This is a genomic window from Caballeronia sp. GACF4 (genome assembly GCF_023631025.1).
GTDB lineage: Bacteria > Pseudomonadota > Gammaproteobacteria > Burkholderiales > Burkholderiaceae > Caballeronia.
This window is the reverse complement of record NZ_JALQDW010000021.1, coordinates 1-20,768: the sequence shown is the minus strand read 5'-3', so window position 1 is coordinate 20,768 and position 20,768 is coordinate 1. Positions and strand designations below refer to the sequence as shown.

The 20,768-nt window shown below is 61.8% G+C and carries 22 protein-coding genes; 12 read left to right on the top strand and 10 right to left on the bottom strand.

Translation table 11 applies throughout. The features are described 5' to 3' along the window. Positions 1 to 32: 32 nt before the first annotated feature. A complete protein-coding gene (locus tag NCR40_RS20645; RefSeq protein WP_244831936.1) occupies positions 33 to 674 on the bottom strand; it encodes an HD domain-containing protein in 642 nt (213 codons plus the stop codon). Positions 675 to 1,079: 405 nt separating this feature from the next. Beyond that, on the bottom strand, positions 1,080 to 2,009 hold the full coding sequence (locus tag NCR40_RS20640) for a LysR family transcriptional regulator (RefSeq protein WP_250510503.1): 930 nt from the start codon (positions 2,007 to 2,009) through the stop codon (positions 1,080 to 1,082). A 153-nt stretch (positions 2,010 to 2,162) separates the two neighbouring features. On the opposite strand from NCR40_RS20640, the gene NCR40_RS20635 reads away from it, so the two are divergent. The 5 genes from NCR40_RS20635 (at position 2,163) to NCR40_RS20615 (ending at position 8,678) form a co-directional block, all read left to right on the top strand. Beyond that, positions 2,163 to 3,311, top strand: coding sequence for an FAD binding domain-containing protein (locus NCR40_RS20635; RefSeq protein ID WP_250510502.1), 1,149 nt, complete (start codon positions 2,163 to 2,165; stop codon positions 3,309 to 3,311). 37 nt (positions 3,312 to 3,348) lie between these two features. Continuing rightward, positions 3,349 to 4,563, top strand: coding sequence for an MFS transporter (locus NCR40_RS20630; protein ID WP_250510501.1), 1,215 nt, complete (start codon positions 3,349 to 3,351; stop codon positions 4,561 to 4,563). A 163-nt stretch (positions 4,564 to 4,726) separates the two neighbouring features. Further along, positions 4,727 to 5,947, top strand: coding sequence for a c-type cytochrome (locus NCR40_RS20625; protein ID WP_502801012.1), 1,221 nt, complete (start codon positions 4,727 to 4,729; stop codon positions 5,945 to 5,947). Beyond that, positions 5,944 to 6,420 carry a (2Fe-2S)-binding protein gene (locus NCR40_RS20620; protein ID WP_244831231.1) on the top strand — a complete coding sequence of 159 codons (477 nt, stop codon included), beginning with the start codon at positions 5,944 to 5,946 and terminating at the stop codon, positions 6,418 to 6,420. The genes NCR40_RS20625 and NCR40_RS20620 overlap by 4 nt, the downstream gene beginning before the upstream one ends. Beyond that, positions 6,417 to 8,678, top strand: coding sequence for a xanthine dehydrogenase family protein molybdopterin-binding subunit (locus NCR40_RS20615; protein WP_250510499.1), 2,262 nt, complete (start codon positions 6,417 to 6,419; stop codon positions 8,676 to 8,678). Before NCR40_RS20620 ends, NCR40_RS20615 begins: the two co-directional genes overlap by 4 nt. 100 nt (positions 8,679 to 8,778) lie before the next feature. Here the strand turns inward: NCR40_RS20615 and NCR40_RS20610 are convergent, their stop codons facing one another. Next, entirely contained in the window at positions 8,779 to 9,309 is a 531-nt protein-coding gene (locus NCR40_RS20610) for a DsbA family protein (RefSeq protein ID WP_250510498.1), read from the bottom strand. After that, entirely contained in the window at positions 9,306 to 9,815 is a 510-nt protein-coding gene (locus NCR40_RS20605; RefSeq protein ID WP_244831228.1) for a redoxin domain-containing protein, read from the bottom strand. Before NCR40_RS20605 ends, NCR40_RS20610 begins: the two co-directional genes overlap by 4 nt. 527 nt (positions 9,816 to 10,342) lie before the next feature. On the opposite strand from NCR40_RS20605, the gene NCR40_RS20600 reads away from it, so the two are divergent. From NCR40_RS20600 to NCR40_RS20585, 4 genes are all read left to right on the top strand, one after another. Continuing rightward, a complete protein-coding gene (locus tag NCR40_RS20600) occupies positions 10,343 to 11,614 on the top strand; it encodes an MFS transporter (protein WP_250510497.1) in 1,272 nt (423 codons plus the stop codon). A gap of 44 nt (positions 11,615 to 11,658) precedes the next feature. Beyond that, on the top strand, positions 11,659 to 12,357 hold the full coding sequence (locus NCR40_RS20595; RefSeq protein WP_250510496.1) for a VOC family protein: 699 nt from the start codon (positions 11,659 to 11,661) through the stop codon (positions 12,355 to 12,357). A 171-nt stretch (positions 12,358 to 12,528) separates the two neighbouring features. Further along, positions 12,529 to 13,647, top strand: coding sequence for a porin (locus tag NCR40_RS20590; RefSeq protein WP_250510495.1), 1,119 nt, complete (start codon positions 12,529 to 12,531; stop codon positions 13,645 to 13,647). Between the two features lie 98 nt (positions 13,648 to 13,745). Beyond that, positions 13,746 to 14,675, top strand: coding sequence for a LysR family transcriptional regulator (locus tag NCR40_RS20585; protein WP_250510494.1), 930 nt, complete (start codon positions 13,746 to 13,748; stop codon positions 14,673 to 14,675). Between the two features lie 15 nt (positions 14,676 to 14,690). Here the strand turns inward: NCR40_RS20585 and NCR40_RS20580 are convergent, their stop codons facing one another. The 4 genes from NCR40_RS20580 to NCR40_RS20565 form a co-directional block, all read right to left on the bottom strand. Continuing rightward, the gene (locus NCR40_RS20580) at positions 14,691 to 15,425 is read right to left on the bottom strand and encodes an LrgB family protein (RefSeq protein WP_244831223.1); all 735 of its coding nucleotides are present in this window, start codon (positions 15,423 to 15,425) and stop codon (positions 14,691 to 14,693) included. Beyond that, the gene (locus NCR40_RS20575; RefSeq protein ID WP_250467901.1) at positions 15,422 to 15,793 is read right to left on the bottom strand and encodes a CidA/LrgA family protein; all 372 of its coding nucleotides are present in this window, start codon (positions 15,791 to 15,793) and stop codon (positions 15,422 to 15,424) included. Before NCR40_RS20575 ends, NCR40_RS20580 begins: the two co-directional genes overlap by 4 nt. Positions 15,794 to 15,898: 105 nt before the next feature. Continuing rightward, complete coding sequence (locus NCR40_RS20570) at positions 15,899 to 16,084, bottom strand: DUF2934 domain-containing protein (protein WP_250510493.1); 186 nt, start codon at positions 16,082 to 16,084, stop codon at positions 15,899 to 15,901. A 122-nt stretch (positions 16,085 to 16,206) separates the two neighbouring features. Then, positions 16,207 to 16,587 carry a hypothetical protein gene (locus NCR40_RS20565; RefSeq protein ID WP_250493945.1) on the bottom strand — a complete coding sequence of 127 codons (381 nt, stop codon included), beginning with the start codon at positions 16,585 to 16,587 and terminating at the stop codon, positions 16,207 to 16,209. A 268-nt stretch (positions 16,588 to 16,855) separates the two neighbouring features. Here NCR40_RS20565 and NCR40_RS20560 point away from each other — a divergent pair, with 268 nt between their 5' ends. The 3 genes from NCR40_RS20560 (at position 16,856) to NCR40_RS20550 (ending at position 19,529) form a co-directional block, all read left to right on the top strand. Next, positions 16,856 to 17,758 (top strand): SDR family oxidoreductase, encoded by a 903-nt coding sequence (locus NCR40_RS20560; RefSeq protein ID WP_284507818.1) that lies wholly within the window; start codon positions 16,856 to 16,858, stop codon positions 17,756 to 17,758. A gap of 117 nt (positions 17,759 to 17,875) precedes the next feature. Next, positions 17,876 to 18,577, top strand: coding sequence for an SDR family NAD(P)-dependent oxidoreductase (locus tag NCR40_RS20555; RefSeq protein ID WP_250493943.1), 702 nt, complete (start codon positions 17,876 to 17,878; stop codon positions 18,575 to 18,577). Between the two features lie 31 nt (positions 18,578 to 18,608). After that, on the top strand, positions 18,609 to 19,529 hold the full coding sequence (locus tag NCR40_RS20550; RefSeq protein ID WP_250510492.1) for a LysR family transcriptional regulator: 921 nt from the start codon (positions 18,609 to 18,611) through the stop codon (positions 19,527 to 19,529). An 87-nt stretch (positions 19,530 to 19,616) separates the two neighbouring features. On the opposite strand, the gene NCR40_RS20545 is transcribed toward NCR40_RS20550, so the two are convergent. Beyond that, the gene (locus NCR40_RS20545; RefSeq protein WP_250510491.1) at positions 19,617 to 19,928 is read right to left on the bottom strand and encodes a hypothetical protein; all 312 of its coding nucleotides are present in this window, start codon (positions 19,926 to 19,928) and stop codon (positions 19,617 to 19,619) included. Between the two features lie 603 nt (positions 19,929 to 20,531). Then, on the bottom strand, positions 20,532 to 20,768 hold a 237-nt coding region (locus NCR40_RS31640; protein WP_502801009.1), incomplete at its 5' end, for a hypothetical protein.

Here is a 20,768-nt window from a genome sequence, read left to right as displayed (position 1 = left end):
TCTCCTTCGGCCATGTGCAATAGCCTTCGATTTCAGTTCGGCCAGTCCGATCCCAACACCAGCCCGCAGAAGTTCAGTCGCCGGTAGTTCGGGTCCCAGCGATCGAGCACGTCGGCGTTCACCGTGCCGAAGGTCGTATCCGGCCGATGCTCCATGCCGCGCGCATACGCTTCGATCAACTTCTTCTTGAAGCCGGTTTCCCGCGGATACGCCTGCACGATCTCATCGCGCTCAGGCTCGCTGAACTGGTCGTAACGCGCGCCCGTCACGTCCATCTGCACGCCGGCGGCGATGAGCGCGACCAGCGTCGAAAGATGTTCCGGAATGCCGGGCGTCGTATGCAGCGCGATGCCGAGCCACACCTCTTCGATCTGACGCTCGGCCACGCCGTGCTGACGCATGAAGTCGCGTGCGGCATCGGCGCTGTCCACTTCGAAACGGTTCGGCGAGTGCTGGAAGCGCGTGTTCAGCCCGACATCGTGAAACAACGCACCGAGGTAGAGCAGTTCGGCATCGAAGGGCCTGTTCTCGCGGTGGCCGGTCAGTGCGCCGAACAGGAACGAGCGAAGCGCGTGATGAAACATCAGGACGGATTGCGTGGCGCTGATCAGATTCGTGGCGGCCTGAGCCATCGCGGTATCGGGAATCGCCACGCCTGCAATCGTCAGCTTCATGCCCGCTCCTGTGTGTCGAGACATGGCGAGCGGTCCGTCACGACGCGCTGCATTCGCATGACGTCGAGGACCGTTCGCAGTCCGCGTTCTTTGTCAGAGGGTAGCGAAACGAATCTTTAAAGGCTTTGGCGGGTTCTAAAAAAGCCTTAAGCGCTGCGATGCGGATTGGCGCCAAGAACCGTGAACGACGGTGAATACGCGAGATGCCAGGCAGTCTCAACGCACCACGCCCGAACCACGCGCCAACTAACTGCCAACTAGGCGCGACGGTCCTTAAAACTTCTTAATCCGATGCGCGGCGAAGCATGTCGTTCAAGCGTCTTTCCCGCGCCCACGCGCCGCCTCAGAACATTTCACGTTTTTTGCAGGACTTTAGCCGCGCGGCGTTCCTACACTGCACTCAGTTCAAGAGCCTCGGTCGTCGCCCGAAGCGCGCAGACGCGTTTCGAGAAACTGCACGAGCGCGCGCACCTTGCTGGATTGCCGGCGATTGGACAGATACGCGGCGTAGACCACGGCATCGCCCGAGTGAGGACTGGCGTCGAACTGTTCGAAGAGACGCACCACGCGGCCCGTGCGAATGTCGGGCGCGACTTGCCATTCGGGCAGCAACGCAATGCCTCGTCCGGATACGACGCTTTCGAGAAGGATGTCGAGATTATTCGACAGCAGATGACCGCGCACATCGACACGCTGTTCGTCGCCATCGCGCCGGAAGGTCCAGACCTGGCGCGTGCGATAGCCGCCGCCGTACGCGAAGCGCAGGCACTCGTGCGCGTCGAGGTCCTGCGGTGTCTGCGGCGTGCCGTTGCGGGCGAGATACGCGTGGCTTGCCACGACATGGCGCGGATTGTCCGCGAGCTTTTTGACGATGAGATTGGCGTCGCGGTCGGCGCGGCCGATGCGGATCGCAACATCGATTCGATCGAGCGCGAGGTCCGTGAAGTGATCGGCGATGACGACATCGAGAAACACGCGCGGATGCTCCGCGAGGAACGTCGCAAGATGCGGTGCGAGGCACAGGCGGCTGTACGTGGACGGCGCCGAGATCCGGAGCGTGCCCACAGGCGCCGCGCCGCTGTCGAATACGCTTTCGTCGGCTTCGGCGAGGTCGTCGAGCACTTTCGAAACCTGCTCGACATACGCGATTCCGGCATCCGTGAGGCTGACTTTGCGCGGCGTGCGCGTGAGCAGCGCGGCGCCGAGCGAGTCTTCGAGCGAATCCATGAGACGCGTGACCGATGACGTGGCTACGCCCAGACGTTGCGCTGCCTTCGAGAAGCCGCCAGCGTCCGCGACTTCCAGCAGCGTCCTGACCGCGAGGAGCTTGTCCATGTTCGCCCTCAATCCACATTTCGTTGCGCCCGACGCAACGCGAACTTGCATTCTATCCATATTCAACAATCGCGACGCAACGCATAAGCTGCGTGCATCGGCTCCAGAAGGGTTCATCACCGCGCGGCGTTTAGCGGCGCAAAGGAAAGCAGCATGAACGCGTTCGATAAACCGCGTGCCGTCGTCATCGGCGGATCGCTTGGCGGCTTACTCACGGCCAACGCCCTGCGCGCGGCAGGCTGGCATGCCGATGTTTTCGAAACTTCGCCGAACCAGCTCGAAAGCCGGGGCGGCGGAGTCGTGTTGCAGCCGGATGTGCTGGAAGCGCTCGCATTTGCGGGCGTCGCGGTGCCGAATCCGCCGGGCGTGAATTCGGGCGATCGCATCTATCTGGATCGCGAAGACCGCGTGCTCGAACAGTTCCACATGCCGCAGATGCAGACGTCGTGGAGCCTGCTCTATCGCGCGATGAAAAACGCCTTGCCCGCGCAGGCGCTTCATGCGGGCGAGACCTTCGTCGATTTCGATCAGGACGGCGAGCGCGTCGTCGCGCGCTTCGAAAGCGGCCGCAGCGTCGAGGCCGATCTGCTGATCGGCGCGGACGGTATCCGCTCGACACTCAGGCGGCGGCTCTTGCCCGAGATCGTGCCGGTCTATGCAGGTTACGTGGCGTGGCGCGGACTTGTCGAGGAACCCGACCTGCCGATTTTCGCCGCGAACATGCTGCGCGACCGCTTCGCGTTTCAGGACGGCGACGGGCATTCGGGGCTTTCATACCTCATCCCCGGCGATAACGATTCGACCGTGCCCGGCGAGCGTCGCTGGAACTGGGTCTGGTATCGCAAGTACGGCGCCGAACGGCTCGGTGAACTGCTCGTCGATCGTCATGGCGAGAAGCGCGCGTTTTCGTTGCCGCCGGGTTCGACCAAGAACGCCGACATCGTTCAGTTGCGCGACGAAGCGCGGACCATGCTTGGCCCGACTTTCCGCGCACTCGTCGAATCCACGGACGATCCGTTCATGCAGCCGATCGTCGATCTGCGCTCGCCGCAAATGGTGTTCGGCCGTGCGCTGCTGCTGGGCGATGCGGCGTCCGTGCCACGGCCGCATACGGCGGGCAGCACCGCCAAGGCGGCGGCCAACGCACATGCGCTGGCGCTGGCGTTGTCGGCGGTGGCGGATGGCGGCGAGACCATCGATACCGCTTTGCGACGCTGGGAGCATCAGCAATTGCAACTCGGCCGGCGCATGACCGATCTAGGAATTTCGCTCGGCAACCGCCTGATGAACGTCGGGCATTGAGCGCGCCGCTTTCTTCTTTTTGATTCGAGGAGTCGTCATGTCGACCCAGGCATCCACCACGACGGGCAGTAGCAGCCCCGTCAAGCTGACACGCGGGCTCATTGCGTTGTTCGCGTTCTGTTGCGGCGCTATCGTCGCGAATCTTTACTATGCGCAGCCGATCACCGAGCTGATTGCACCGGACATCCATATGTCGGGCGGCGCGGCGAGCATGATCGTGTCGCTCACGCAGATCGGCTATGCAATCGGCCTGTTCTTTCTCGTACCGCTCGGCGACCTGCTGGAAAACCGCAAGTTGATGATCATCACCGCGCTGGTGTCGATCGCGAGCCTTGCCGCCGCGGCGTTCACGCATCAGGCGGGCTTGTTTCTCGGCGTCTCGCTCCTGGTCGGCTTCAGTTCGGTTGCCGTGCAGATTCTGATTCCGCTTGCCGCGCATCTCGCGCCCGACGAGTCGCGCGGCAAGGTGGTCGGCACCATCATGAGCGGACTCTTGCTCGGCATTTTGCTGTCGCGCCCCATATCGAGCGTGGCCGCCGGTCACTTCGGCTGGCGCGCGGTATTCGGCTGCGCGGCCGTGTTGATGGCGGTCGTCACGAGCGTGCTCGCGTTGACCATTCCGCGTCGCCAGCCGGATCACAAGGCCACGTATTTCGAACTCATCGGCTCGCTTGGACACTTGATTCGCACGATGCCCGTCTTGCGGCATCGTTCGTTTTATCAGGCGCTGATGTTCGCTTCGTTCAGCCTTTTCTGGACCGCGATTCCCGTCGAGTTGACGCGTCACTTCGGACTGTCGCAAACGCAGATCGGCATCTTCGCGCTGGTCGGCGCGATAGGCGCGACGTCGGCACCGGTAGCGGGACGGCTCGCGGATGCGGGCCACACGGTGCGCGCGACGCTCATCGCGCTGGTGGTGGGCGCGCTGGCATACGCGCCGGCGTTGATTCATCCGGCATGGGGCGTGATCGGATTGGTGGCGACAGGCATCGTGCTCGACTTCGGCGTGCAGATGAACATGGTGCTCGGCCAGCGCGAGATCTATGCGCTGCACGCGGCGAGCCGCAATCGTCTCAACGCGCTTTACATGACGAGCATCTTCGTGGGCGGCGCGGTCGGATCGGCGCTGGCGAGTCCGCTTTACGAGCATGGCGGCTGGCCGCTGGTGGCAACGGTGGCAACGGCGTTTCCGTTGATCGCGCTCACGCACTATCTCGCCATTGGACGGGGACATGCGGCTCGTCACGCTTAATGAAAGCTCGTTTGCCTTAACAAGATTTCAGCGCCGCTTCAGGACATTTTCGCGGGCGGTCGATACTTTGACCGGTAGTTGCATGACCACTTCCAAAGGTGCGTGAATGACTCGCAAGTCCCGATTGCTGGCGGGCGTAAGCGTGGTGGTCGCCGCCGCGCTGATGATCGCCGCATGGCTGATGTGGCAACCGGCCATCGCACCGGTCACGCCACCCGCGCCGGCGTCGTTCGACGCAAACACGCGGCTCGCGGGCGCGCGCGTCGTCGCGTTGGGCGACTGCATCGTGTGTCACACGGCCAAGGGCGGCAAGCCGTTCGCGGGCGGCCTGCCGCTCGCCACGCCCTTCGGCACGATCTACGCGACCAACATCACGCCGGACGTTGCGACAGGCATCGGCGACTGGTCGCTCGAAGCCTTCACGCGCGCGTTGCGCCATGGAATCGCGCGCGACGGGCACCTGCTGTATCCCGCCTTTCCGTATATCCACTTCACGCGTATGCCTGACAGCGATATCGCGGCAGCCTATGCCTACCTGATGACGCGCGAACCCGTGAAAGCAAGCGCGCCCGCCAATCGGCTCATCTTTCCGTTGAACTTCCGGCCCTTGCTCGCCTTCTGGAACGTTCTCTTTTTGCGGCCTGGCCCGGAGCATCCGGATGCATCCAAAGATGCCGAATGGAATCGCGGCAAGCTGCTCGTAGATGGCCTCGGTCACTGTGCATCGTGTCATTCGCCGCTCAATCCGATCGGCGGAGAAAAGGCTGGACGTGCGTTCGATGGCGGCATCGTCGACGGCTGGGAAGCGCCCGCGCTCAACGCACTGTATGCAGCGCCGAAGCCGTGGACGCGCGAGCAACTCGTGACGTATCTGCGTACCGGTCGCGCAAGCGAACACGGCGCGGCCGCCGGCCCCATGCTGCCCGTCACGCGCGATCTCGCAACCGTGCCCGAAGAAGACGTGCAGGCAATCGCCGCGTATCTCATGTCGATACAGAAAGCACGGCCCGCCATCGCCGATAGCGTCGCGCCGGAAGGCACATCGCCCGCGATACGACGTGGCGCGACGCTCTTCGCCGCATCGTGCGCGCAATGCCACGGCCCGGCCGCGCCGATGCAGTCTATCGGCGAGCGCCCCACGCTCGCGTTCAGCAGCGCCGCCAATGCCGCGACGCCGCGCAACGCAATCCAGATGATGTTGAGCGGCAACGGCTGGCATGGCGAAGACAGCACGAACTACATGCCCGGCTTCGGCCAGATCTACGACGACCGGCAGATCGCCGATCTCGCGTCCTACATTCGGGCGACGTACTCGCAACGCGATCCGTGGACCGGCATCGACGCCATGGCGGCCAGCATCAGAAAGGAGAATCACGCGCGATGATCAACCTCACCGTCAACGGCGCGCAGCACGCGCTCGACATCGATCCTTCGACACCGCTGCTCTATGCCCTGCGCGAGAACCTGCAACTGCATGGCGCGAAGTTCGGCTGCGGCCTCGGGCAATGCGGCGCTTGCACCGTGATCGTGGATGGCGAAGCCGTGTTCTCATGCCTGATTCCTGTCGCGGCCATCGGCAAGCGGCCTGTGCGGACCATCGAGAGTCTCGGCACGATCCAGCATCCCGGCGCGCTGCAAAAAGCGTTCATCGATCATCAGGCCGCGCAGTGCGGCTACTGCATCGCCGGCATGATCATGCGCGCGCAGGCGCTCATCGACCGCAATCCGCATCCGACCGAGAGCGAACTGCTCGAACACATGGAGCCGAACCTTTGCCGGTGCGGCACGCACATGCGGATTCTCGCCGCGATCCGCGAAGTCGCGCATCTGAGCGCACCGAACGGAGGCGCGCAATGAGCGTCGCGGAAGACAGGATCGACGAGAAACGACGACGCTTTCTCATGTCCAGCGCGCTCGTCGTGAGCTTCAGCATGCTTCCCGGCGTGAGCGCCATGGCCCAGGAAGTGATCGCCGACGAAGGCGCCGAAGTGCACATCGGCCGGGCGACGCAGGCGCTCGCGGGCAGCCTCAAGACCAATCCGTATCTCGATTCGTGGATCAAGATCGATCGCACGGGCAAGGTCACCGTCTACACCGGCAAGGTCGAGCTAGGCACGGGCGTGCGAACCGCGCTCCTGCAGATCGCCGCCGAGGAACTGGACATGGCGCCCGCGCTCATCGACTTCCTCACCGCCGATACGGGCGCCTCGCCGGACGAAGGCCTCACCGCGGGCAGTCACACCATTGCCGATAGCGGCAGCGCGTTGCTGAACGCATCGGCACAAGTGCGCGGGCTTCTCGTCGATGCGGCCGCTCGTCATTTCGGCGTCGCCAGCAATGTGCTCCGCACGCACGATGCGGTCATCGAAGCGCCAGACGGACGAAGCATGACGTACGGCGAAGCGGTCGGCATGATCGATCTGCATCGCGTGGCGTCGGCGGTCTCGCCGCTCAAGAATCCCGCGAGCTTCGACATGATCGGCACGTCGTTGCCGCGCGTGGATATTCCGCGCATGGTCACGGGCGGCGTGAGCTATGTTCAGGACATGACGATGCCCGGCATGGTCCACGCCCGCGTGGCGATGCCGCCCGTGTACGAGGCGCGGCTCATGGAAACCGACACGCCCGCCATCATGAAGATGCCGGGCGTCATCAAGGTCATCAGAAACGGCAGCATGCTTGCCGTGGTGGCCAAAGGCGAATGGCAAGCGGTGCAGGCGCAACGCGCGCTCGCCGCGGGAAGCCAGTGGAGCGCGGGGCGTGCGTTACCCGATCCGGCCACCGTGCATCGCGATTTGAAGACGATCTCGACGCAGCATATCGAGATCGCCGATACACACGGCGCGGCTGGCACGCCGGCAAAGACGCTCGACGCTCGCTACACGCGCCGCTACATGATGCACGGCTCGATCGGACCATCCTGCGCCGTCGCTATGTTCGAGCACGGCGCGATGACTGTATGGACGCATTCGCAAGGCGTGTATCCGTTACGCGACGGCCTCGCCGAGATGCTGTCCATGCCGAAGGAAAAGGTACGTTGCATCCATGTCGAAGGATCGGGCTGCTACGGTCACAACGGCGCGGACGATGTCGCCGCGCACGCCGCGCTCATCGCACGGGAACTGGAAGGCCAGCCCGTGCGCGTGCAATGGATGCGCGAACAGGAGCACACGTGGGACCACTACACGCCCGCGATGGTCACTGAAGTGAGCGCGTCGCTCGACGCTGGCGGGAATATCGTCGACTGGAATTATGCGCTTTGGAGCAGCTCGCATAACGAACGGATCGTGAACGCGGGCCGGTTGATTCCGGCGCAGATGCTGGAACATCCGTTCGCGCCCGCGCCTTCGACGCCGATGGTGCAGCCTGAAGGCGGCGGCGACCGCAACGCCATTCCGCTCTACACGTTCCCCAATCTTCACGTGATGAACAACTTCTCGCCGACGATGCCGCTGCATACGTCAGCCATGCGTTCGCTCGGCGCGCATATGAACGTGTTCACCATCGAGATGTTCATGGACGAACTGGCGGCGGCCGCGAACGCGGACACCGTCGCGTTCCGGCTGAAGCATATGCACGACCCGCGCGCCCGCGATGTCATCGCGCTTGCGGCGGAGGAGTTCGGCTGGCCGCGTGCGCCGCGCCAGCGCAATCACGGCGTCGGCTTCGCATTCGCCAAATACAAGAATCTGATGGCTTATGTGGCGATAGCGGTCGAGGTGTCCGTGGTTCCCGAAACCGGTCAGGTGGTACTGGAACATGCCGAGGTCGCGGTGGATTCCGGGCAGATCGTGAATCCCGACGGTATTCGCAATCAGATCGAGGGCGGCGTGCTGCAGTCGGCGAGCTGGACGCTGTACGAGGAATTGCAGTTCGATACGAAGCGCATCCGCAGCTTCGACTGGAGCAGTTACCCGATCCTGCGATTTTCCGCCGTGCCCCGCGCGGTCAACGTGCATCTGATCGATAGACCGGGCGCGCCGTTTCTCGGTGCAGCGGAAGCGTCGATGGGACCAACCGCGGGCGCGCTCGGTAACGCCCTCTTCGACGCCACGGGGAAGAGGCTGCGTGACATGCCGCTAGCGGGCGACGAGCTGCGGCGGCGGTTGGACTAGCCGCCGCGCACGAATGCAGCGGGTTGGAACACATGCCGCTGACTGACGAGAACTCACGCGAGGCAGCGCCCCCTGGAGACTTGAGGCGCTCGTGCTTCGGTTATTGCACGCGATCGAGCACCGCCCGCAACGCTTCGAGCAAGCTCGCCGCATCGCGCTCGCCGTCATAGCGATGCCCGTTGATGAACAACGTCGGCGTGCCATTCACGCCGCTTCGCAAGCCGCCATCGAAGTCTTGCTGGATGCGCGCGTCGAAGGCGCCATCGAACGCATTCGAAAGCGCGTGCGCGGGCACGCCGAGTTGCGCCGCGTATTGCGCGAGCGCGCGATCGCCAAGCGACGCCTGGTGCTCATACAACACATCGTGCGCTTCCCAGAACTTGCCGATGCTCGCCGCGGCTTCCGCGAACTCGGCCGCATGAAGCGCATGCGCGTGCATGTCGGTCAACGGAAAATGCCGGAAGACGAACCGCAATTGCGCGCCCATGGCCGCCTGCACGGCCTTGATTACGCCGTACTCGGCGCCGCAATAGGGGCATTCGAAATCGCCGTATTCGACGAGCGTCACGGGTGCTTCGGCGTCGCCCTGAATGTGAGCGAGCGGGCCGACCGGCGGAGAAAGATGGCTCATTGCGCGTCCTGTTTCGTGGATGAGTTCAATTGCTCGAGCGCGTCGAGAATTCCATCGACGCCCGGATTCACGGTGATCGGAGAAACGTAGGCCCAGCGCACCACGCCGTTGGCATCGAGCACGAACAACGCGCGCTCGGCGACGCCTTCGGCCACGCGATACACGCCGTAGCGTCGCGCCACTTCGCCTTTCGGCTCGAAGTCGGCGAGCAGCGGAAAGTGCAGCTTGCGTTGCGATGCGAACGCCGCGTGCGACCACGCGCTATCCACGGAGATGCCGACGAGCTGCGCACCCAGCCGATGGATCGACGATAGCGCGGCGTTGAAGAGACCGAGTTCATCGCCGCAAACTGGACTCCAGTCCGCCGGATAAAACGCGATGACTACCGGCGTGCCGCGCAATTCGGAGAGCGAGATTTTCTGATCCGGCGTGGCCTGCAAGGTGAAGTCCGGCGCGCTCGTGCCAATCTGAACGATGGGTGCCGCGTGAGAAAGCGAGGTGGTCATGGCCGGCTTGTTTCCTCCGATGTGGGTGAACCGCCCTGCCGCAGCGGTCGTCGTGTAGAGGAGGATAGGCCGGATGTCGCTGCGTAAAAAGCTATCCGTGGGGATTGCCGGATCACGACCGAGGTGGATTTCTATAGACCTTCGTATAGTCGGCGACGCTGCCGTGCGTTTAAGGAACGGTTTTGCAAAGAATGGGGCGGTGGGCGATGCTTGAGTTGCCGCCGCGACTCCGTCTTTCTTCTTCACGTCCCTATTCTGCCGGCATTGGCGCGCCTGCTTCCGCGCCGCTTCAACCCCTCTGCATGGCAGCGAATGCAATGCTGCGTTGCCTTGAAGCCCCGTTTATCAATTTTTTTGGCATCAATAAGCTACATAACAAGTGGAGATACACCGGGTCCTCCGGTTCAAGTGGAATCGTGAGTTCTGTTCCATCTTGAGCTGTCTGCCCTGCTGAACGCTCAACGCTGCGCACATTTACGCGTCGTGCCGAACTTCTATTGATCAACCGATAATTGGCGATTGCTTCCATGAATGTCTCAACGAACACACCAGGCGAATTCAGACGCGGATGGGCGCAGTTGATCGGCTCGACCGTCGGCCTTGGAATTGGCGTAATCGGCCTGGGCTCCTACAATCTCGGCCTGTTCGCCAAAGACCTGCAAAGTGCGGTCGGCCTGACGAAGACGCAATACGGCGCGGGCTATCTGGCATTCACGCTCGGACTCGCCATTGGCCTGCAAATGTGGGGACGGCTGCTTTCGCGTTTCGGCGCCGCCCGCACCGCAGCAGGCAGCGCCCTCGCTCTGGCTGCGTGCTTCGCAGGGATGGCGGCGTTCATCTCCACGCCCATCGCGTATATCGTGCTCGTGGGCCTGGCCGGATTCTTCGGCGGCGGCACGAGCGGCCTCACGTTCACACGGGTAATCAGCGGCTGGTTCGACCGCAGTCGCGGATTCGCGCTGGGTCTGACACAAGTCGGGCTGGGACTGTGCGGAGCCATTTTGCCGCCGATCATCGCCATGACGATCGCCCGATCCGGCTGGCATGCCGGTTATCTGATGCTCGCGGCGATCGCGGCTATTGGTGCACCCGTCTCGCTACTGATCCTTCGGGACAATCAGCAAGACATCTCGAACGCTTCAAACAATCCCGAAGTCGCCGATCCGAAAGCGCTGGCGAAGGAGTTTGCGGCGGTCAAGCGAAGCCGGACTTTTTGGCTCATGTTCGTGGCCTTCACGTTGTCGACGCTATTCGTTGCAGGCAGCGCGCAGCACATGGCGCCGATGCTTCGTGAACTCGGTGCGACACCGACCTCGGCGGCGAAGTATATGAGCCTGATCGGCGTGGGCACGATCTTCGTGCGCCTGATCGTCGGTTGGCTCTCCGACCACGTGCATGCGCCGCGCCTCATGGCGTTCTCCTGCCTCGTCGGGATGGGCGGCGTCCTGTCGCTCAAACTGGGCGGCCTCGCCTTTGCACCGCTCTATGCCTTCACGGTCGGCTGGGCATTCGGCGGAGAGATCGATTTGGTCGCTTATATGTGCACTCGCTACTTCGGGTTGCGCATGTTTCCACGCGCTTATGCATGGCAGTACGGCTCGTTGTGCATCGCGGCCGGTGTGGGCCCGCTTGGTATCGGCTGGCTCGCGGATCGTCTCGGCAGCTATCAACCGGCGCTCGTGCTGTGCGCCGCGCTGGCAGCTGGCGCCGCCTTCACTTTCCTCTTGCTGCCACGTTACGACGGCACCGCTGGCGACGCGCACCGGCAAGAGAACTTCGGACTGACCTCGACCGATTGAGCAGTCACATAACGAGTACGTATTATTTCATCAGGAATGACGCAATGATCCACTTCGACCATGTCTGCCTTGCAGCGCTCAACGTCTATGAAGCCACGTTCCGGCTCAGCCGTGAAACCGGCTTAGGCAACTACGACGGCGGCTTCTTTCCACTCTACGGCATCGGCCATAAAGTCGTACCGCTCGCGCCGGATATTTATATCGAAGTAGAAGGAATCGTCGATCACACCGTTCTCCAGCGCGATCAACCTCTGCCAAAGTTTTTCGAGCAACAAACACGAAATGGCGACTGTTTCGTCGGCTGGTGCCTGCGGACCGATTCGCTCGATGAACTGAAAGCGTTCGCCCGGCATCACGGAACAGTGATCGATGAAAGCACGACCGGCAAGGATGCCGGGCGCCAGATGATGAACGGCAATCGCGGCTTTGCGCTGCAAACGCCCAGCGCGATGACAGCGTGGCCTATTGGCAAGCCAAATTTGTACTTCAAGCCCGGTAACGCTCCGCATACCGCGAGTCTGCCCGTGGAACCGGGAACTGGAAGCGTACGCGGCGAAGGTCTCGACTGGATCGAGATCGGCGAAGACGAAAGCGCGCTGGCCAAGTGGCTCGGCGAGATTGCACGACCTTCCGATTTCCCGTTCGAGATTCGTTACAACGGCAAGACCTCGGGACTCTATGCGCTCGGCGTGAGAACGAGCGACGGAGAACGGGAGATCCGCCGCGCGTCCGTGCAGCTTTGAGCTTCCCGACATCGCAAACGGCGCAAAGGCAGTGACCGGCCTTTAGCCCGACGCCCACGTCCGTCTCACCGTGACGGGTGGGACAACCGCATCGACCCATTTCGTATTGCCGATATCGATCGTCGCGACCATGACGAGCCCGTTTGTCGCGCCAAAATCATGGAGTATCACGTGAAGTTCAAGCACCTCGCTGTTGCGGCAGGACTTTTGACTGGCCTGCAAGTCCCGATTGCGCATGCGCAAAGCAGCGTTACGTTGTACGGGTTGATATCGGTGGGCGTCGCTTATTCGCCGAATCAATCCGGTCATCATACGTATCAGGCCATCACCGGACAAAATCAGAGCCCGCGCTGGGGACTGCGTGGGATCGAAGATCTCGGCTCGGGCCTGAAGGCGGTATTCACGCTCGAAAACGGCTTCAATGCGTTGAACGGCGCATTGAGCAACAACGGCCGCGAGTTCGGCAGACAGGCTTTTGTCGGCCTTTCGAGCGACGCTTGGGGTACGCTTACCGCTGGCCGTCAGTACGATGCCGTCGTCGACTATCTGGGACCCAATACGGCATGGAGCTGGCTCGGGAGTATTGGCGATAGCGACAACACCTTCAACAATATTCGCATCCAGAATTCGTTGAAGTATGCGAGCCCGGACTTCCACGGTATCAAGGCCACTGCCTTGTATGGCTTCAGCAACTCATCCGGCGGCTTTGCGGACAATCGTGCCTTCAGCCTCGGCCTCCGATACGACCACGGCCCCTTCAACTGGAACGTTGCGTATGCGGAGTACGACTCGCCCTACAGCAACACCAACCAAACGGGCGCCGTCGACAACGATTACTCGCCCACGTACCTGCTATTCACGCACAGCGCGTTGCCTTCGAAGGCCTATGCCAGCAAACAAAGAATTCTCGGCACCGGCGGCTTCTATGTAGCAGGGCCGCTTCGCTTAGGCGCAATGTTCACGAACGTGGATTACAGCTATCTCGACCAGAGTCACCTGAATCTGAAAAATTTCAACGTGAGCGTCAACTACAACATTCGGCCCGACTTGCTGATCGGCACCGCCTACGTTTTCACGCGCGGGAAATACGACGATCCCGACCAGTCGCCGATGTGGCACGAACTGAACATCACGGTGGATTACATTCTTTCGAAGCGCACGGATATCGCCATGCTCGCCTTCGCCCAGCAAGCTGCGGGCGATGCCACGCACGCCACCGTGCTCGGCTACGGACCGTCGAGCAGCAAGCGTCAGCTCGTGGTGACGCTCGGCATTCGTCACAAGTTCTGAACGCGATCATTCGATGCACCGAGTCTGCCCTCCTCTTTCTGGATGAGTACACTGTCAGCGACGCTCGAAGGTCGCGGCGTCGAACTCATAGAGAGCACATGGACAAGCTGTTGGCATTGAGAACCTTGCTGGCGGTAGCGGAATCCGGCGGCTTCACGGCAGCCGCGCATGAACTCGGCAAGACGACGTCTTCCGTCATGCGACTGATGGACGGACTCGAAGCGTCGCTCGGCACGTCGCTTCTGACACGCACGACGCGCAGCGTCACGCTCACCGACGCCGGTGTGACCTACGTCGAGCAAGTGCGCCAGGTGCTGGCCGATCTGGCGGGCGCCGACGATAGCGTCATCGACACCGGTATCGATCCCATGGGCTCGCTGCGCGTGAGCGTATCGGCAACTTATAGCCGGCTGCATATCGCCCCGCATATCGCGACGTTTCTACGGCAGCATCCGCGCGTGAATCTGGAACTGGTCGTGTCTGACAGTCACATGGATCTGGTCAGCGAGAAGATCGATCTGGCCTTGCGCGTTGGCGTGCCGACCGCCGACCCTCGTCTCATCGTGAAGCGGCTCGGCCACAGTGCGCGATGCGTCGTGGCAAGTCCGGCGTACTTGCAGAGGCGAGGCCATCCAAACACAGCTTCGGAACTCGTTGCACACGACTGTCTGCGGTTTGCGTATAAGCCCGGCAACCGGCAGAAGTGGGTATTCCGCTACCCTGACAGAAGCGAGTCCGTCGATGTCGGCGGTCAATTGTTGACGAACAATCTCGACATGCTCGCGGGCGCGGCGCTCGGCGGGCTGGGCATCGCTCTGCTGCCGCAATGGCTCGTCGGGGCGTCGGTACGCGACGGATCGTTGACTGCCTTGTTCGACGACGCCCAGGTCACGCCGGAGGGCGGCGACGCTTTCGTCTATGCGACTTACCTGCCTAACCGGCGTCATTCGCGAAAGGTGCATGCGTTCATAGACTTCGCACAGCGCGCGATTGCGGCGCCGGGTCATGCGGTCAGAACCGGGCCTTAGTCCGTCGATACCGCATCAAACAAACCGCGCCAGCATCGGCAACAACACCGGCACGACGAACGCCGTGAACACACCGTTCAGCCCCATTCCAAGCCCGGCAAACGCGCCCATCTCCTCGCTCACCTGAAACGCGCGCGCCGTTCCGATGCCGTGCGACGCCACGCCAAGCGCAAACCCGCGCGCTTCGACTTCGTTCACACGGAGAAGGTTGAGGATGCCCCGCGCGGCAACCGCACCGAAGACGCCCGTCGATATCACCAGCACCGCCGTGAGCGACGGCACACCGCCGACCTGTTTGGCAACCGCCATGGCGATAGGCGTCGTAGCCGACTTCGGCGCAAGCGATGCCACCGTCTGGCGCGATGCGCCCATGAGCGCGCCCACCGACACCGCCGAGACGATCGCCGTCAACGAGCCCGCCGCAAGGCTTACGATGATCGGCAATGCGAGCCGCCGCAGATTCGCGAGCTGCCGGTAAAGCGGCAACGCGAGCGCGACGGTCGCGGGTCCGAGCAGAAAATGCACGAACTGCGCGCCATCGAAGTACGTGTCGTACGGCGTGTTGCTGGTCTTTAGCACGACGACGACGATCGCCACCGCGATCAACACCGGGTTTGCCAGCGGATTGAATTTGAAGGCTGCGTAGATGCGCTGCGCAATGAGGTAAGCGAGCAGCGTGATCGTGAGCCCGAGCAGCGGCGTGGCCGCCAGATAGACCCAAATACCTCCGAGGCGTGGGATCGCGGTCATGCGGCGCCTTTCGTATCGTTGGAGAGGCGGCGCTGGCGGCGCAGCATCGCGCGCATGACGAGCGCGGTGACCGCAATCGCCAGCGTCGTGCTAACCGCGATGGCCACGACGACCGCGACGAGGTCGCCACTCAGCGCTTTCGCCGACACCATGATGCCGACGCCTGCAGGCACGAACAGTAGCGAAAGATGACGGAGTATTTCGAGCGCGGTGGGTTCGAGCGCGTTGGCTGCCTGCGGACGTATCGCGAGAAAGCCGAGCAGCATGAGCATGCCGACGACAGGTCCAGGAACGGGAATGCTGAACAAATAGGAGACGCCTTCGCCCAGACACTGGAAGACGAGCAAGGTGGCTAGCGCTGCGAGCATGGAGTCTGTGTGGTCCGATTGAGAGTACGCGATGCGCCCGTATTCTAGTCAATCGAACTCCGATGCGCCGCGTGACGCATCGGGTGCCTTGGCTGCGAAGAGACGTTATTTGCCTTGCGTGGCGCTGGCCGTGGCAGGTTCTTCGCTCGTGAAGCTATCCGGGTCCTCGGCTTCCAGTTGAGTGCGTGCCTGCTCCCAGAATTCTTCGGCACGTCCATCGGGGCTGCCTTCTCGCTCCCATAGTTCATAGGCGCGGCGGCGAATGCGGTCCTGTTCCTTATGATCTTCCATGTCTTCTCCATGATTGGCTACGAACCGGCGCCGACGCGCTACCTAAAGTCGAAGCCCCGGCAATTGTGAATACCCTCAACAACGCTTATTGCCGCGATACCAGTCCGACCAACGAGGTCTTGTCATAGATCGCCACTTTCCAGCACGACGAAGCCGGATCGGCTGCGCGCCTGCTTGATCATCGCCGCCCGGCCGATTGCCGGCGCATGCCTGATGAACAGAGCGAGTTCGGGCTCGGACACACCTGGCACGCCGTGACGATCGCGCAAGGCGTCGTGCGTGACGGCTCCGCGGTGTTCCACGCCACGCACATTGAAGCGAAAGTTGACCGCTTCGGAAAAGCTGTCGTCGACCGCGCCGAATACGTCGGCGGAATCGATGTTCCTTTGGGCAGCGCTTTCCTCATCGACCAGACCTTTCCCCTTCAGAAACTGGGAAAACTGGCGACCCATGTCGAATGACACGCGTTCGAAGTCCACGTTCTGAAGAAATGCGAATCTCATGGCTCTCTCCGTTGCAGCATTTGAGTTACGACAAGCAGGCGGCGTGCCGGGACGGACTTTCTCTCCGACGACTGTGCGCAAGCGCACGGCCGCAGTGCGTTTCACATGCATCGGAAGACTGTGGATCGGGCTGCGAGCGACTACCGCTGTCGCTAGGCATGGCCATTGCAGAGCCGAGCCGTAACCGTCGCGTACGCTAAATCCAGAATCAGCGCCCTGAAATGACGCCGCGAACACTCATCCCTTTTTGCAAGTAAGGAACGAAACGATGACCGCAACGAAGAACCAGTACACGATGCAGGACCCGCTCAAGCAGTACCCCGGTCCCGACTTCGAGCGCCAGCCGCAGTCCGCGCCCGGCCTCGCTCGGGACATGAAGCCGCGTCCCGATCACGGCGAGGAAAGCTATCAAGGGTTCGGCCGTCTCAAGGGCCGCCGCGCACTGATCACGGGCGCCGACAGCGGCATTGGCCGCGCCGTGGCGATTGCCTTTGCGCGTGAGGGCGCGGACCTCGTCCTCAATTATTTGCCGTCCGAGGAGCCGGACGCGCGCGAAGTGCTTGAACTCGTGCAAGCCGCAGGCGTGAAGGCCGTGGCGCTGCCAGGCGACATCGGCAGCGAAGCCTTCTGCGGCGATCTCGTCAGCCGCACGGTTGCCGAACTGGGTGGACTGGATATTCTCGTCAACGTGGCGGGCAAGCAAACGTCGGTGGAAACCATCGCTGAACTGACGACGGAGCAATTCGAAGCCACTTTCCGCACGAACGTCTTCGCGATGTTTTGGCTGTGCAAGGCGGCGCTCCCGCATATGCCACCGGGCGGGACCATCATCAATACGACGTCCATCCAGAGCTATCAGCCGAGCCCGTCCTTGCTCGATTATGCGCCTTCGAAGGCCGCGATCACTGCGTTCACGCATGCGCTCGCCAAACAGGTCGCATCGAAGGGCGTGCGCGTGAATGCCGTGGCGCCGGGCCCGGTGTGGACGCCGTTGCAATCGAGTGGCGGCCAGCCGCAGGACAAGATCGAGGTATTCGGTTCCGAAGTGCCGATGAAGCGGCCCGGCCAGCCCGCCGAACTCGCGCCCATTTACGTGCTGCTTGCATCGCAAGAGTCTAGTTTCGTGACCGGAGAAGTCTATGGTGTGACAGGCGGCAATCACTTGCCGTGATGCCTCGGCGCGGGCGGGCGCGATTCGCGATCAACATTTATGATGCTCGTCATGGCTCTGGCGCCTCGACGCCAGAGCCGAACCGAACCGAACCATGCTCCCTTAGGCGAAGAAACCATGACCGAGATGCCCTACCGCAACGCGTTGATCATCGGAGCGGGCTCCGGCATCAGCGGATCGCTCACCCGGCTTTTGCGCGACGCCGGTCTGCCGGTCGTGATTGCCGCGCGCAACATCGACAAGCTGAAGCCGCTCGTCGATGAAACCGGCGCCATCGCCCTGACCGTCGATGCCGCCGATCCCGCTCAGGTCGAGCGGCTCTTTGCGGAAACCGAAGCGCGCATCGGCGCGCCGGAGATCGTCGTGTACAACGCGAGCGGGCGAGTGCGCGGTCCCATTGCGGAACTCGATCCGGCGGAGGTCGGGAAAGCGCTCGGCGTCACGGCGTTGGGCGCGTTCTACGCGGTGCAGGCAGCGGCGAAGCGCATGACGCCGGCGGGCAAAGGCGCCATTCTGCTGACAGGCGCGACAGCGGGCATCAAGGGCTTTGCGCTCTCCGCGCCTTTCGCGATGGGCAAGTTCGCGCTACGCGGTCTTGCGCAGAGCGCGGCGCGCGAACTGGCGCCGAAGGGCATTCATGTCGCGCATATCGTCGTCGATGGCGGCGTGCGGGCGGAGCATCGGCCTGATCCCGTGGACAAGCCCGACAGCACGCTCAATCCGGATGCCATCGCGCAAACTTATCTGGATTTGCTGCGACAGCATCGCAGTGCGTGGTCCTGGGAGATCGAGGTTCGGCCTTGGGTGGAGACGTTTTGAGGGGATTTTCCTTTCGATACCGACGCTCCCCATGAACCTCTCCTTCGAAGTCCTCCAAGCCCTCGACGCCATCGACCGCACCGGAACCTTCGCAAAAGCGGCGGAAGCGCTTCACAAAGTCCCCTCGTCGCTGACGTATCTCGTTCAGAAGCTGGAGCTCGATCTCGGTGTGACGCTCTTCGACCGCACCGGGCGGCGCGCGACGCTCACGCAGGCAGGACGCCTCGTCGTCGATGAAGGCCGCCGTTTGCTCGAAGCCGCCGCCGATCTCGAACGCAAAGCCAAACGCGTGCAGCACGGCTGGGAAACGGAACTGCGGCTCGGCATCGACGAAATCATTCCGTTCGACATGTTGTGGAAGCCCGTCAGCGCCTTCTACAGTCTCAAGCTCGACACGCGCCTCGTGCTCTCCAAGGAAGTGCTCGGCGGTTCGTGGGACGCGCTGCTCACGCGCCGCGCGGATCTCGTCGTCGGCGCGGCAGGCGAGCCGCCGCTCATTCCCGATCTCATCGCCAAGCCAATCGGCTCGCTCAAGCATGTGTTCGTGGTCGCGCCCAATCATCCGCTCGCGTCGGCAAAAGGGCCGCTTTCCGCCGATACCGTCGCGCAGCACCGCGCCGTTGCCATCGGCGATACCTCGCGTGAACTCGCGCCGCGCACCATCGCCATTGGGCCGAATCAGGAAGTGCTCACCGTGCCGTCGCTCGAAGCCAAACTGCACGCGCAGTTGCAAGGCATCGCGGCCGGCACCATTCCCGAATGTCTTGCCGATGAACATCTCCGGCGCGGCACGCTCATCAGCAAGGAAGTCATCGGCATGCGAGATATCACGTACTTCTATCTCGCGTGGCGCAGCGATCGCGTCGGACGCGCGCTGCAATGGTGGGTCGATCAGCTCGACCGCCCGGACCTGATCGATGAAGCCGCGCATCAACGCATCGCGGCCGCGTGATGGCGATGCACGGCTTCCTTTCGTGCGAGGCAGCGGGTTAAAAACAGTTGCATACAGACCCGCGCTGCGATCAAACGGTATAAGCCTTTAGCGGCATACAGGTGGTCGCGGAGATCGTCTGATGCGCTTATAAAACCAGACACATAGATTGATCACCAGCCCAATGCTTCCCCACGCGGCCCCGATAGTGGCAACGGCAATTCCTAATGCTGCAATGACATTGAGTTCAGGCGCTTCAACCGCCGTCCAAGCGGTCAATGTCCCGCCCGCAATTACGAGCGATGCCGCGGCCGCCCATACCAGAATCATCCGCCGCGTCTTTTGGCGCTGTAGGTAGATTATCTGAAGCACTGGATACATCAATCCGACGGCGTAAAAAGTTACCCAGATGAAGTTCATATCGAATTCGGTGACATTAGCGACCGTTCTGACGTGTTCCGGAAATTGAAACCGACTGAGATCCCACGAAATTGATGATATAGGTTTTGGCGTCGAAGAGGTTGCCAATTGCCTGAGGAAGGTAGTGAGAGCCTCTTGGGGAAATGGCCGGCGTAAGATTATTGCCGTATTCATTTCATTCCGAAGAATTGAACATTTAAAATCACCACGCATATGCGTGGGTCGTGTTGCTCGTCAAAACAACACGACAAAACGGCTTTACTTATGTCGATTAAAACCGCGTAATCCGAAGTGTGCTCTCCTGCGACTTAATCATCTTCAGCCAGCTGAATTAAGAGGGCTTTTTAATGATTCGTTGTTTCGAATTTTATGATGTCAGCATCTACAATCTTTGTATGCGCCAATGCTAAGGCAGAAAAATAATAAAGCACAAACTCCAATCTCCACCATGAGGTTTGTCTTATTTTTTTAGTCAAAGTATTTCCCGCTCAATTGATGGCGCTCATTGAATGCAAGCGAATTTGTTGGTTAAAACATTAGTATGTATATCGGGTGTCAGCGTCTAATTGGAAAGAGCCGCTTTAAGGCCAACAAATCGATCTTTTACTTATCAGTTAGCGTGCGTGCGTCGATCCCGAATGTCTCGCCGATGAACATCTCCGGCGCGGCACGCTCGTCAGCAAGGAAGTCATCGGCATGCGAGATATCACGTACTTCTATCTCGCGTGGCGCAGCGATCGCGTCGGACGCGCGCTGCAATGGTGGGTCGATCAGCTCGACCGCCCGGACCTGATCGATGAAGCCGCGCATCAACGCATCGCGGCCGCGTGATGGCGATGC

Bases quoted from the DNA above. Each gene is read 5' to 3' on its own strand.
- NCR40_RS20645 (WP_244831936.1), bottom strand. From the start codon at position 674: ATGAAGCTGACGATTGCAGGCGTGGCGATTCCCGATACCGCGATGGCT.
- NCR40_RS20640 (WP_250510503.1), bottom strand. From the start codon at position 2,009: ATGGACAAGCTCCTCGCGGTCAGGACGCTGCTGGAAGTCGCGGACGCT.
- NCR40_RS20635 (WP_250510502.1), top strand. From the start codon at position 2,163: ATGAACGCGTTCGATAAACCGCGTGCCGTCGTCATCGGCGGATCGCTT.
- NCR40_RS20630 (WP_250510501.1), top strand. From the start codon at position 3,349: ATGTCGACCCAGGCATCCACCACGACGGGCAGTAGCAGCCCCGTCAAG.
- NCR40_RS20625 (WP_502801012.1), top strand. From the start codon at position 4,727: ATGATCGCCGCATGGCTGATGTGGCAACCGGCCATCGCACCGGTCACG.
- NCR40_RS20620 (WP_244831231.1), top strand. From the start codon at position 5,944: ATGATCAACCTCACCGTCAACGGCGCGCAGCACGCGCTCGACATCGAT.
- NCR40_RS20615 (WP_250510499.1), top strand. From the start codon at position 6,417: ATGAGCGTCGCGGAAGACAGGATCGACGAGAAACGACGACGCTTTCTC.
- NCR40_RS20610 (WP_250510498.1), bottom strand. From the start codon at position 9,309: ATGAGCCATCTTTCTCCGCCGGTCGGCCCGCTCGCTCACATTCAGGGC.
- NCR40_RS20605 (WP_244831228.1), bottom strand. From the start codon at position 9,815: ATGACCACCTCGCTTTCTCACGCGGCACCCATCGTTCAGATTGGCACG.
- NCR40_RS20600 (WP_250510497.1), top strand. From the start codon at position 10,343: ATGAATGTCTCAACGAACACACCAGGCGAATTCAGACGCGGATGGGCG.
- NCR40_RS20595 (WP_250510496.1), top strand. From the start codon at position 11,659: ATGATCCACTTCGACCATGTCTGCCTTGCAGCGCTCAACGTCTATGAA.
- NCR40_RS20585 (WP_250510494.1), top strand. From the start codon at position 13,746: ATGGACAAGCTGTTGGCATTGAGAACCTTGCTGGCGGTAGCGGAATCC.
- NCR40_RS20580 (WP_244831223.1), bottom strand. From the start codon at position 15,425: ATGACCGCGATCCCACGCCTCGGAGGTATTTGGGTCTATCTGGCGGCC.
- NCR40_RS20575 (WP_250467901.1), bottom strand. From the start codon at position 15,793: ATGCTCGCAGCGCTAGCCACCTTGCTCGTCTTCCAGTGTCTGGGCGAA.
- NCR40_RS20570 (WP_250510493.1), bottom strand. From the start codon at position 16,084: ATGGAAGATCATAAGGAACAGGACCGCATTCGCCGCCGCGCCTATGAA.
- NCR40_RS20565 (WP_250493945.1), bottom strand. From the start codon at position 16,587: ATGAGATTCGCATTTCTTCAGAACGTGGACTTCGAACGCGTGTCATTC.
- NCR40_RS20560 (WP_284507818.1), top strand. From the start codon at position 16,856: ATGACCGCAACGAAGAACCAGTACACGATGCAGGACCCGCTCAAGCAG.
- NCR40_RS20555 (WP_250493943.1), top strand. From the start codon at position 17,876: ATGACCGAGATGCCCTACCGCAACGCGTTGATCATCGGAGCGGGCTCC.
- NCR40_RS20550 (WP_250510492.1), top strand. From the start codon at position 18,609: ATGAACCTCTCCTTCGAAGTCCTCCAAGCCCTCGACGCCATCGACCGC.
- NCR40_RS20545 (WP_250510491.1), bottom strand. From the start codon at position 19,928: ATGAACTTCATCTGGGTAACTTTTTACGCCGTCGGATTGATGTATCCA.